Here is a 12,047-nt window from a genome sequence, read left to right on the forward strand (position 1 = left end):
AATGGTGGGGCAAGAGCGTTTTGCTTACTTTTGCGCTTTTCAAAAGTGAGCCGCTGTAAGAGCGGAACCAATAGCAGCCGTTACCCAAATAACGGATATACACCCAAAACTTCCCTAATCGTGCAAAGCCTTAGCCGCCCCCAACAACCCCCGAAACTTCAAATATCGCGCCTGCAAAACAGCCTGTTGAGCGCCGTCCGGGAAAAACCGTTGCTTCACCGGCATCCCCGCCTGCAACAGCGCCGCACCCTGGCCGCTCGACAGGAACCCCAACTTCGCTGCACCAATACACGCCCCCAACTCACTGCCATGCAACGTATAAATCTCCCGCCCAAGAATATTGGCCAACAACTGCGCCCAATACTCACTGCGCGCCCCACCACCCACCAACGCACAAGCCCCCACCGTGGCCCCGGCCGACTGCACTGCATTCAATGCATCCAGCAACCCGAACCCGACGCCCTCCATCACCGCATAACCCAGCATGGCCGGCGTGCAGTCATGCCCCAGGCTCATGAAACCACCCCGCAACAACGGGTCGTTATGGGGCGTGCGCTCCCCCGCCAAATACGGCAAAAACAACGGATTGGAAACCGGCACGCCCTGCCCGATCGGCAACTCGGCCTGCACCCGATCCAGCAACGCCTGCTCATCAACCGACCCCGTCAACCGCGTCACCCACCGCAAGCAACTGGCCCCGGCCAGCATGGCGCCCATGGTGTACCAGCGATTAGGCAACGCATGACAAAAACTATGCACCGCACTCGCCGGATTCCCCGCCGAGTGATCAGTAATCGCCACGATGGCCGCACTCGTCCCCAACGTGATAAACGCATCACCCGCATTCACCGCCCCTATGCCCACCGCCGCCACCGGGTTGTCCCCGCCACCGCCGGCAATCACCAGGCCCTCGGCCAAGCCCAGTCGCCCCGCCGCAGCCGTATTCAAACAAGCACTGGCCGCGCCACCTTCTACCAGCCGTGGCATCTGCGCCAACCGCAAACCCGTGGCCTGCAGCATCGGTTCAAACCATTCACGGTTGGCCACATCCAGCCACAGCGTCCCCGCACCATCGGACACATCACTCACGCGCTCACCACTCAAGCGCAGGCGCAGGTAGTCCTTGGGCGACAGCACGCAATCAATGGCGCTGAATACCGCCGGTTCATGCTCCTGCAACCACAGCAGCTTGGGCGCCGTGAGACCGGCCATCGGCAAGCTGCCGGTGACGTCGGCAAACTCACTGCCCAAGGCTTCAGCCTGGGCCATGGCACGGGAGTCATCCCAGAGAATCGCCGGGTACAACACCCGGTCGTCTTGCCCCAGCAATACCGCCCCGTGCATCTGCCCGGACAACCCGATGCAGCCGACACGGCCGTAGGCATCCGGCTGATCAGTGCGCAGTTGGTCCAGGGCCTTCAGGCATGCTTGCCACCACTCCTCAGGCGCCTGCTCGGACCAGCCGGTGTGCGGGCGCGAGACTGTCAGCCGCGCGCCCGCATGGGCGAGGACGTTGCCTTGCTCGTCCATCAGGATCGCCTTGAGTTCCGAAGTGCCGAGATCAATGCCAAGGGAAACCGCGTTGTTCATATCAGGGGCAGCCGCATGAGTTACGAATCTTCAGGGTGGGCGCGAGCCGCACGCTGTGTGTTTTACGCTTGGGCGACGCCATGCGCTCAAGCAGCAGGTTGACCGCCCGGGCGCCGAGTTCCTGGACCGGCTGTGCGATCAGGGTCAGGCGTGGCACGAAGAAATCCGCCCAGTCAAAATCATCGAAGCCCACCAGGGCCATCTGCCCGGGCACGTCGATATTCGCATCACGCAAGGCGTGCATCGCACCCAGGGTCATCAGGTTGTTGCCCGCCATGATTGCCGTGGGCGGTGTTGCCAGGGTCAATAACTGCGCGGTCGCTTGCCGTGCCGGCTCGCTGCTGGAACCACCGTTGACCAGCAATTGCGGGTCAAACACCAACCCTGCCGCCTGCAACGCGGCTTGATAGCCGGCCACGCGCTCATCGGAAGTGCCGAGCCCCGCGCGCCCGGAAATAAAGCCGATGCGCCGGTGTCCATGGCCGATCAAGTGCGCCACCAGGGCCTGGGTCGACTGGGTGTTTTCCACCCCGACCTGATCGAAACGATCACACATCATCCGGTCCACCAGCACCGCCGGCACTTGATTGGCCTGCAGGTATTCCAGGGCCAGCGAACCGGTAGACGGCGCCAGCAGAATGCCGTCCACCCGCCGATGGTGCAGCGTCGTGACTACGCGCAATTCCTGCTCGGGATCGTCGTGGGTATCGACAAACAACATCATGTAGCCGTGCTTGGCGCACTCGGTTTCAATCGCGTGCACCGTTTCGCTGAAGTAGTGGTTGGACAGTGCCGAGATCGCCACGCCAATCGTATTGGTGGTGGACCGCGCCAGGGACCGCGCCAGCGTGTTGGGGATGTAGCCCACCTGCCGGATCGCGTCCTGCACCGCTTGCACCGTGTCCGGGCTGACCTTGCGGGTGCCGTTCAAGACGTGGGAAACCGTCGACGTCGACACCCCTGCAATTCTTGCCACATCCTCCATGGTTGCCACGGTGCTCACTCCTGGGTGCTTTTAATGTTTGCTTGACCAACCGGCGTAGGAACCGACGTTATCGCGGGTGATCAATTTTGGCGCCAGCAGGGTAACCGCTTCGGCGGGTTGTTTGTCATTGAGAATGTCATTGCCGACATTGACGGCGGTCTGGGCCATGGCCCATGGGTCCTGGCTGGCGGAGGCCTGGATCAGGGTATCGGTCTTCAGGGCATTCTCGATGTCCGGCGCGCCGTCCACGGAGGTGATGATGATGCCGCTGCGTTTCAGTTGCTTGGCCGCCAGGTCGCTGCCGATGGCTTGCGGGTCGTTGATTGCGAACAGGCCGTCGATTTTCTGGAAGCGCGTCAGGTAACCCTGCATCACGTTCAAGCCACCTTCGCGGGAGCCCTTGCCGTCCTGGTCGTCCGACAGCAACTTGATCTCCGGGGCGCTGGCCAGCGCGGTTTTGCAGCCTTTGACCCGATCGGTCACGGCGGTGACTTGCGGGCCGTTCTGAATGATCACATTGCCCTTGCCCGACAGTTTGTCGACGATGAACTGGCAGGCGAGCTTGCCGGCCTCGACGTTGTCGGTCTGCACCGTGGCATTCACGCCCTTGGCGTCGACGTCCACGGCCACCACCACGATCCCGGCGTTGCGGGCTTTCTTGATCGCCGAGGCCATGGCCGACGGGTCGACGGCGTTGAGCAGGATCAGGTCGACCTTGGACGAGATGAAGTTGTCGATCTGCGAGAACTGCTTGCTCAGGTCATAGTCGGCCGACACCGAGGTGACTTTCACCGCCGGGTTCAGCTCCTTGGCCCGCGCCGTGGCACCGTCGGCCAAGGTCACGAAATACGGGTTGCCCAGGGACCCCATGCTGATGCCGATGGCTTTCAGTTCACGGGCTTGCACCGCCTGGGACATCAACACGGCAACGCCCAGGGAGGCGACAACAGGAAACATGCGTTTGAAGTTCATGATGACTCTCTTGTGATTGTTGTTTGAGTGAAATCAGGTCCGTGCACCGGACTGGCGATAACGATCCAGCGCCACCGCGCCAATGATCACGATGCCCTTGATGATGTACTGCCAGATATCCGAGACGCCCAGCAGCACCAGGCCGTTGGTCAATACCGCGATGATCAGCGCACCAATCAGCGTGCCGCCGATGGTGCCGACGCCGCCGGTAAAACTGGTACCGCCGAGGATCACTGCGGCAATCGCATCCAGCTCATAGGATTGTCCCAGTTGCAGGCCATTGGCGGCGAACAGGCGTGACGCGCTCATCACCGCGCCCAACCCGGCCAACGCACCGGACATGGCATAGACGAACAGCAGGACCTTCCACACCTTGATCCCCGACAGCCGCGCCGCTTCCGGGTTGCCGCCCACGGAGTAGATTTGCACCCCCATCACCGTGCGCCGCAGGATGAACCACGACAATGCGATGACGGCCACGGCGATGATCACCAGCCAGGGCACGCCCAGCACCGAATCGTTGCCAATAAAGGCAAACGGCAAATCAGGGTTGAACACGGTTTTATCGTCGGCCAACAGGCGTGCCAAACCGCGCATGGCGGTCAGCGCGCCGAGCGTGACGATAAACGGCGGCAGGCGCATGAAGGCGATCAGGCCGCCGTTGACCAGGCCCAGCAACAGGCCGAAGCCAACCCCGGCGGCAATCCCGAACATGCCGAACTGCGGTGACATCGACGCTTGCAACGCAACCACAGCCGAAGCCGCAAGAATCGCTCCCACCGACAAGTCGATGCCCGCCGTGAGGATCACAAAGGTCATCCCCGCCGCCAGCACCACGTTGACCGACGCCTGCTGGGTGATGATCGACAGGTTCTGCACCGTCATGAAGTTTTCGCTGGCCAGGGCAAAGCCCACCAGCAACAGCACCAGCACCGGCAACATGCCCACCGTGCGCATCAGTTCGCGAATACGCTCAGCCTTGCCGATCGTTGCCACAGTCATGGTGTTGCTCCCGCTTGTCGTTGAATTAGCCATGGGCGGCCACCTGTTCGCTGCCGGTGGCGAGGTCGATGATCGCCTCCTGGGAAATATCCAGCCCCGATGCCCCGCCCACTTCGGCCACCAGTTGCCCTTCGCGCATGATCAGCACGCGGTCGCAGGTGCCGATGATTTCCGGCAGCTCGCTGGAGATCACCACGATGCCCACGCCGGCCTTGGCCAACTGGTTGATGATGCGGTAGATCTCGGATTTGGAGCCGATGTCCACGCCACGGGTGGGTTCGTCGAGGATCAGTACGTGGGGCTTGACCTCCAGCAGTCGGGCCAGCAGCACCTTCTGCTGATTGCCGCCGGACAAGCTGCCGACATTGACCTTGCCCGAGGCCACGCGGATCGACAGGGACTTGATCGCATCGCGTGAGCGTTGTGCGGCGTGGCCACGGTCGAGCACGCCACCGGCATGGGCATCCGGCACACACGCACAGACGTTGATGTTGTCGGCCACGCTCATGTCGAGAAACAGACCCTGGGCCTTGCGGTCCTCGGTGAGGTAGACGACACCGGCACGAATCGCATCCGCCGGGTTGCGCAGTTGGGTCACGGTTTTGCCGACCACCTCCAGGGTGCCGGAGGTGCGTGGGTCGGCGGCAAAGATCAGCCGTGCCAGTTCGGTACGCCCGGCGCCCACCAGGCCGGCGATGCCCAGTACTTCACCGGCGTGCAGGTCAAAGCTGCAGTTGCGCACGCGCTTGCCGTCGGCCATGTCACGCACGCGCATCACCACCTGGCCGGGGTCGTAGGCCGCATGTTCCTTCTTGTAGAAACCTGACAGGTCGCGGCCCACCATCATCTTCACCAGCACCTCGGCCGACAGCACGTCCCGCGCCAGTTCGCCGACGTACTCGCCGTCCCGCAGCACCGAGACCCGGTCCGACAGCTCGTAGATTTCCGCCATTCGGTGGCTGATGTAGATGATCGCCAGGCCCTGGCTGCGCAGCTGTTTGATCAGCGCGAACAGGCGGTCGGTCTCCCGGGAGGACAACGGCGTGGTGGGCTCGTCCATCACCAGGATTTTTGCGTGGGCATGCAAGGCCCGGGCGATTTCCACCAGTTGGCGCTCGGCGATGGACAGGCTGGCGACGCGGGTGGTGGGCAGGAACTCCGCACCGAGCCTTGCCAGCACCTCGGCCACCCCGGCTTCCATGCCCTTGCGGTCGATGGTCCAGCCACGGCGCAGTTCACGGCCCAGGTAAATGTTCTCGGCCACCGTGAGGTTCGGACACAGGCTCAGTTCCTGGTAGATCACGGCAATGCCGAGGGCTTTGGCGGAGGCTGGGTTGTAGCTGGCGACGGGCTGGCCATCGATGCGGATGGTGCCGCCGTCGTCGGCCTGGTAGGCACCGGAGAGGATCTTCATCAAGGTCGATTTGCCGGCGCCGTTCTCACCCATCAAGGCGTGGATTTCACCGGGGTAGACCTTCAGGCTGACGTTCTTGAGCACCCGCAGACCATTGAAGGTCTTGCTGATGCCCTGCATTTCAAGCAAGGGTTCAAGGCTCATGACTGAGCTCCTGGTTTTATTATTGTTGTGTTCGGGCGTTTGCCGATGGCAGTCATCGGCAGACCTGATTGCTGCCGACTCTAATCAGATACATTTGCTTACGCAAGCGCTTGCGTCAGCCGTTTATCGTTTGATTAAACGTTTCACCTGATGAATAAATGTTCATCCAGCGACCTGGAGTGACTAATTGCAGATAAAATCCCCGTTTTTCCACCTTCACCTATCCGATTGAGTGCTTTTCTAAAAATAACACCGCGTTTGGCCACTACGATCCCTGTCAGTTGCGGTTTATCTGCTATCGTCCAAAGACCTCATCTCCTCCTCATCGCGCCTGCGCGATCTTCTGTGAGCATGCTCTGCGGCGCCGCCTTTGGCAGCGTCGGGCCTGAAGTTCACGGAACACTGCACGATGGACAACTCTTCAGTCGACAGCCCGGCGGAGCCGCAATCCCGGGCTGAAAAAATCGTCGAATTCAAACGCCAGAAAACCCTGCTCAAGGCCGGCGCCTTGCAAGATGCGATCTTCAACAGCGCCTACTTCTCCAGCATCGCCACCGACGAAAAAGGCGTAATCCAGATTTTCAACGTCGGCGCCGAACGCATGCTTGGCTACGCCGCCGCCGATGTGCTGAACCGCGTCACACCGGCCGACATTTCCGACCCCGCCGAGCTGATCACCCGCGCCGCTGCCCTCAGCCTGGAACTGGACACACCGATCACGCCGGGCTTTGAGGCCCTGGTGTTCAAGGCCTCCCGGGGCATCGAAGACATTTACGAACTGACTTATATCCGCAAGGACAACAGTCGCCTGTCGGCCATGGTGTCGGTGACCGCCCTGCGCAACCGCAACGACGCGATCATCGGCTACCTGCTGATCGGCACCGACAACACCGCACGCAAGCAGGAAGAGGCGCAACGCAAAGGTTTTGAGCGGGCCCTCGAAGAGAAGAACCTGGAGCTGGAACACGCCAGCCACATGAAGTCCGAATTCCTCGCCACCATGTCCCACGAACTGCGCACGCCGCTGAATGCGGTGATCGGTTTTTCCGAAGCCCTCAAGGATGGCCTGGTGGGCGACATGACCGATATCCAGCGCGAATACATCGGCGACATCTTCACCAGCGGCCAGCACTTGCTGTCGCTGATCAACGACATCCTCGACCTGTCCAAGGTCGAGGCCGGGATGATGGACCTGGAACTGGAAGCCGTGGAGCTGGCGGGGTTGTTGGCCAACAGCCTGCTGATCGTGCGGGAAAAGGCCGCGCTGCAACGCATCCAGTTGAAACTTGAATGCCAGGACGACTTCGGCACCCTGGAACTCGACCTGCGCAAGACCAAGCAGATCATCTACAACCTGCTGGCCAATGCGGTGAAGTTCAGCGAGCACGGCGGCTCCGTGACCCTGTCGGTGCGCGAGGTGAGTCGTGCACAAGTCGGGCAGGTTCCCGGCGACTGGCCCACCTACGGTTTTGCCCTGCAACCCAGCGAGCAGCAACAGTTCCTGGAATTCAGCGTCAGCGACACCGGCATCGGTATCGCCCGGCACGACATGAGCAAGCTGTTCAAGGCTTTCAGCCAGATCGACAGCAGCCTGGCGCGCAAATTCGAAGGCACGGGCCTGGGCCTGGCGATGGTCAAGCAACTCACCGACCTGCACGGCGGCAGTGTCGCCGTGGCCAGCCGCGAAGGTGCCGGCGCGCGATTTGTGGTGTGGCTGCCGCTGCACCGTGCCGCAGATGCGGAGGCCCCATGGCCGAAATCCTGATCGTCGAAGACAACGAGGCCAATATGCGCCTCGCCCGCCTGCTGCTGGTGAACGCCGGCCACAGCGTGTTGTGGGCCGCCGATGCCGAGACCGGGCTGACCCTGGCCCGGGAAAAACAACCGGCATTGATCCTGATGGACATCCAGTTGCCGGGCATGGACGGCCTGGCAGCCACGTCACTGCTCAAGCAGGACCCTCATACCGCGCACATCCCGGTGATCGCCCTGACGGCCATGGCCATGAAGGAAGACCGTGACAAGACCCTGCGGGCCGGCTGCGATGCCTACATCATCAAGCCCCTGCGCTACAAAGAGCTGTACCAAGTGATCGACACGCTGCTGCAAAAGAACATTACTCCCTCGACTTGAGTCCTCTCCATGGCCAGCCAACCCGCAACGCTGTTGATCGTTGATGATGAAATCCAGGTGCGCAAGCTGCTGGAAACCCTGCTGCGCCACGAGGGTTACCAGACCGTGAGCGCCGCCAGCGGTGAAGAAGCCTTGCAGTTGGTGGCGCAGCGGCCGCCGGACTTGATCCTGCTGGACATCATGATGCCGGGCATGGACGGCTATGAAGTGGCCAACCAGCTCAAGGGCAACCAGGCCACGGCGAACATTCCGATCATCATGCTTTCGGCATTGAGTGAGTCCAGCGCGCGGCTCAGCGGCCTGGAAACCGGTGCCGAGGAGTTCATCAGCAAGCCGGTGGAGCGGGTCGAGTTATGGCTACGGGTACGCAACCTGCTGCGGCTCAAGGCCCACGGCGATCGGTTGAAAAACCATAGCCAGTTGTTGGAGCAGCAACTTCAACACCACCAAAATGAGTCCTCGCGGTTGAATGTGCATGACCTGGCGCGCCTGGACCTGGAAAAAGCCCTGCGCCTGGCGGTCGAGCGCGAAGAATTCGTGCTGCATTACCAACCCAAGGTCGAACTGGCCAACGGTCAGGTGTGCGCCCTTGAGGCCCTGCTGCGCTGGGACCGGCCTGGTTACGGTGCAGTGTCTCCGGCGGTCTTCATACCGATCCTGGAAAGCCAGGGTTTGATCGTCACGCTCGGGCGTTGGGTGATCGACAACGTGTGCCGCCAGATCGCTGCCTGGCAATCCGGCACGGTGGGCGCGGTGGAGGTATCGGTCAACGTTTCGGGGCATCAATTGATCGAGGGTGACCTGATTGCCGATATCGCCCAGTCCCTCGCCCAGGCCGGCGTGGAAGCGCATTGGCTGGAAGTTGAATTGACCGAAGGCTCGCTGATGGAGAACACCCAGCACACCATCGCCAGCTTGCAGCGCCTGCGGGCGATGGGGGTGAAGATCTCCATCGACGACTTCGGCACCGGCTATTCCAGCCTGGCCTACCTGCGGCGGTTCCCGATTGATACGCTGAAAATCGATATCGCGTTTATCCGCGAAGTCACCAGCAACCCGCAAGACGCGGCCATCACCCGCACCATCATCGAACTGGCCCACAGCCTGAAGCTGCGAGTGGTGGCCGAAGGCGTGGAAACCCAGGCGCAGCTGGAGTTTCTGCGGGAAGCCGGCTGCGATCAGATCCAGGGGTATCTGTTCAGCCGGCCTTTGCCGATGAAGGAGTTGGAGCGCCTGCTGCTGGATAAGCGCAGCCTGGTCAGGCCGCAGCCTCACTGACTTCAAACAACCCCACCAGCTTCTGCAACTTGTTGGCATTCACCCGCACGGTTTCCGCGCTGGTCTGCAACACCCCTACGGTCAGGCGCATTTGCTCCGAAGAGTGGCTGACCTGCTTGATGGTCTTGCCATAGTCGAGGCTGCGGGCGTTGAGTTGCTGGATGATGCTGAACATGCTCTCCACCGCCTGGTGCAGGTGCACGTTCTCCGAGGAGGCGTCCTCGGCCAGGCGCAGGCTGCTGTCGACGTTGGTCACGCCGTTTTCCATGAAGCCTACGGCCTTGCGGGTTTCGCCTTGCAGGCCCTCGACCATCTGGCGAATGTCTTCCGCTGCCTTGGAAGTGCGTGACGCCAGGGTGCGGACTTCGTCGGCCACCACCGCAAAACCGCGGCCATGCTCGCCCGCCCGCGCCGCTTCGATGGCCGCATTCAGGGCCAGCAGGTTGGTCTGGTTGGTGATGTCGCTGATCAACCCGGTGATGTTGCTGATCTGTGCCATGCGGCTGTCCAGCAGTTGCACGCTTTCCGAGGAGCGCTGCACCACATCGCGAATCGACTGGGTGCCGACCTGTACCGCGAGGAATTGCTCGCGGGCCCGGCTGACCACCTCGTCCATGGCCTGCTTCATTTGCTCGGCGCTCACCGAGGCTTGCTGGATTTCTCCCAGTTGCTCTTCAACGATGATCATCATGCGGTGGGTCGCGTCGGCCACTTCATGGGACATCAACCCGGCCGCCTCGCTGCGGCCGAGCATCAATTGGTTGGTGTTGCCAACGCTGTGGCTGGCCTTGACCACCTGGCCGACCACCGAATCCAGGCGGTCGATGAAGCTGTTGATCCAGCGGCTCATGTCGCCGGTTTCGTCGTTGACCATGCGCCCGCTGTCCAGGCGTTGGCGCAGGTTGCCCTCGCCTTCGGCAATGGTGCGGATGACCTCGGTCATTTCATTCAGGCGTGCGGCCAGGCGCCTGGGGCCCAGGCGGCTGAACAGCAAGGCCGCGACGACCATGCTCAGCACCTCGCACGCATCGGTCCAGGCGGCGGGCAAACCACTGTAGTGACGGACCAGGAAGTTGCAGGCAAACAGGCCGGCCATGGTCGCCAGATAGGGCTTCATCAAGCCGTGGCTCAGGGAGCGCCGGCGGTAGACCTCTTCCAGGTCGGCCTCGCACATCATGCCCCAGCGATCCGGCGAGCCCGGCAGTTCGAAGGTCACGCCCTTGCCCACCACCGGGATGTGACGGTAGTCGGAATAGCCGGGATAGGTGACAAACAGGTTCGAGCCCTTGCGGATGGTTTCCCGCACGCCGGGGTGCAGTTGTTGGGTGGCGGGGTCGATAAACCGCAATTCCAGTTCGGTATGGCGCTGGATCTGTACGGTTTTCCAGGGTGTGTGCACGCCGCTCTTGAGATTTTCGCCGTGGGTGAAGGTGCCGTCCTCGAAGCGTGACCGGGACAGCGCAATGCCCGGCTGCAGCGCCGGGTCGAAGCGCGATTGCACCATGAACAGGTAGTTATCGCCGGACTCGGGGAAGATATGCCCGGCCTCGCGCTGGATCAAATCCCCGAGTATGTCGTTGGGCACCCGACCGCAGAGGCAGCCGACCACCCTGCCCTCGCGGGTCAATGGTTGGTAGAACATCAGGGTCACTTCGTCATGGAAGCGCGAAGACGAAGGGCCGATCTGCAAGGTCAGCGGGTCGCTGTAGGGACCGTGGAGGAATGGCGCCTTGAGCCCGGCGGCCAGGGCTTGTTGATTGAGCGCGCGGTGACTGGCCTGGCTCCAGGTACTCGCCAGTAGTTCGCCCTTTGGGTCGACGATAAACAGCTCGGAGAAATCCCCGGCCTGGTGCAGTTTTTCCAGCAGCAGGCTGTTGTCGGTGAGCACGGAATCGCGGGCCAGTGTCGTGGCCAGTTCGTTGAGGTGTTCCCACTGTTCGCGGGTCCAGGTTTGCAGGAGTTTGACCCGGGTTTCGGCAATGGCCTCGAAGGTTTGCTCCATCACCGGGTACACCGCGCGGTTGAGGCGGCAGGACCAGCCCATGGCGAACTTGCCGGTCTTGCCCCACCAGGGCAGCCAGCTTTTCTCGGCGGAAGATAACTGCATCGTGCTGCTCGACAGGCTGCTCATGGCGGACTCCGGGAGTGATGTCTAATTGCCATATTTCAAGGCAATTAATGCGCCAATTAGCTAGCTTGCTATTGATTAGGCTGCCTGGCCTGTCATGCGGGCCAACGGGAGCGAGCTTCCTCGCTACAAAAAGCTGTATGCAATCAAGAGCATGCACCAGCGGGTGGCAGTGAGATCGCTTGTCGGGTGGGATGTCCCTGGGGGGCCGTGGTTTTCGAGATCGAATATCGGCGGAATTTTGGGGGCATATCCGTTATTTAGGTAATGGCGGCTTATGGTTTCGCTCTTACAGCGAGTCACTTTGCAAAAGCGTGTACGGACCGGACACATGGTGGACACATGTACGGGGACATGGTTGACACATTATGAACCGTAATCAGGCTGTTTCACGTCGATCG

Annotated in this window: 9 protein-coding genes; 3 read left to right on the forward strand and 6 right to left on the reverse strand. The window is 61.6% G+C overall.

Features of this window, described 5'->3' with window-relative positions; translation table 11 throughout:
• Window positions 1-114: 114 nt before the first annotated feature.
• The 5 genes from xylB to A462_RS31540 are packed head-to-tail and all read right to left on the reverse strand — an operon-like array spanning window position 115 to window position 6,107.
• Window positions 115-1,590, reverse strand: a complete 1,476-nt coding sequence (xylB, locus tag A462_RS31560; protein WP_008430399.1) for a xylulokinase — start codon at window positions 1,588-1,590, stop codon at window positions 115-117.
• A 1-nt stretch (window position 1,591) separates the two neighbouring features.
• Window positions 1,592-2,584: a LacI family DNA-binding transcriptional regulator gene (locus tag A462_RS31555; protein ID WP_032898556.1), complete on the reverse strand. Its 993-nt coding sequence runs from the start codon at window positions 2,582-2,584 to the stop codon at window positions 1,592-1,594.
• 21 nt (window positions 2,585-2,605) lie between these two features.
• Window positions 2,606-3,547 (reverse strand): ABC transporter substrate-binding protein, encoded by a 942-nt coding sequence (locus A462_RS31550; protein ID WP_008430403.1) that lies wholly within the window; start codon window positions 3,545-3,547, stop codon window positions 2,606-2,608.
• Window positions 3,548-3,580: 33 nt separating this feature from the next.
• Entirely contained in the window at window positions 3,581-4,549 is a 969-nt protein-coding gene (locus A462_RS31545) for an ABC transporter permease subunit (protein ID WP_003209708.1), read from the reverse strand.
• Between the two features lie 25 nt (window positions 4,550-4,574).
• The gene (locus A462_RS31540) at window positions 4,575-6,107 is read right to left on the reverse strand and encodes a sugar ABC transporter ATP-binding protein (protein WP_008430405.1); all 1,533 of its coding nucleotides are present in this window, start codon (window positions 6,105-6,107) and stop codon (window positions 4,575-4,577) included.
• Between the two features lie 409 nt (window positions 6,108-6,516).
• Between A462_RS31540 and A462_RS31535 the strand changes: the two genes are divergently transcribed.
• From A462_RS31535 to A462_RS31525, 3 genes are read left to right on the forward strand one after another with little or no spacing between them, the layout of a single operon-like run.
• Window positions 6,517-7,872, forward strand: a complete 1,356-nt coding sequence (locus A462_RS31535; protein ID WP_008430407.1) for a sensor histidine kinase — start codon at window positions 6,517-6,519, stop codon at window positions 7,870-7,872.
• Window positions 7,857-8,240 (forward strand): response regulator, encoded by a 384-nt coding sequence (locus A462_RS31530; RefSeq protein ID WP_008430409.1) that lies wholly within the window; start codon window positions 7,857-7,859, stop codon window positions 8,238-8,240. The genes A462_RS31535 and A462_RS31530 overlap by 16 nt, the downstream gene beginning before the upstream one ends.
• Window positions 8,241-8,249: 9 nt before the next feature.
• Window positions 8,250-9,518, forward strand: coding sequence for an EAL domain-containing response regulator (locus A462_RS31525; RefSeq protein WP_003209700.1), 1,269 nt, complete (start codon window positions 8,250-8,252; stop codon window positions 9,516-9,518).
• Here the strand turns inward: A462_RS31525 and A462_RS31520 are convergent.
• Window positions 9,499-11,649 (reverse strand): methyl-accepting chemotaxis protein, encoded by a 2,151-nt coding sequence (locus A462_RS31520; protein ID WP_008430412.1) that lies wholly within the window; start codon window positions 11,647-11,649, stop codon window positions 9,499-9,501. The two genes, A462_RS31525 and A462_RS31520, sit on opposite strands and share 20 nt — an antisense overlap.
• Between the last annotated feature and the right edge of the window lie 398 nt (window positions 11,650-12,047).

Source organism: Pseudomonas sp. Ag1, from assembly GCF_000278565.1.
In the GTDB taxonomy this organism is placed as follows: domain Bacteria; phylum Pseudomonadota; class Gammaproteobacteria; order Pseudomonadales; family Pseudomonadaceae; genus Aquipseudomonas.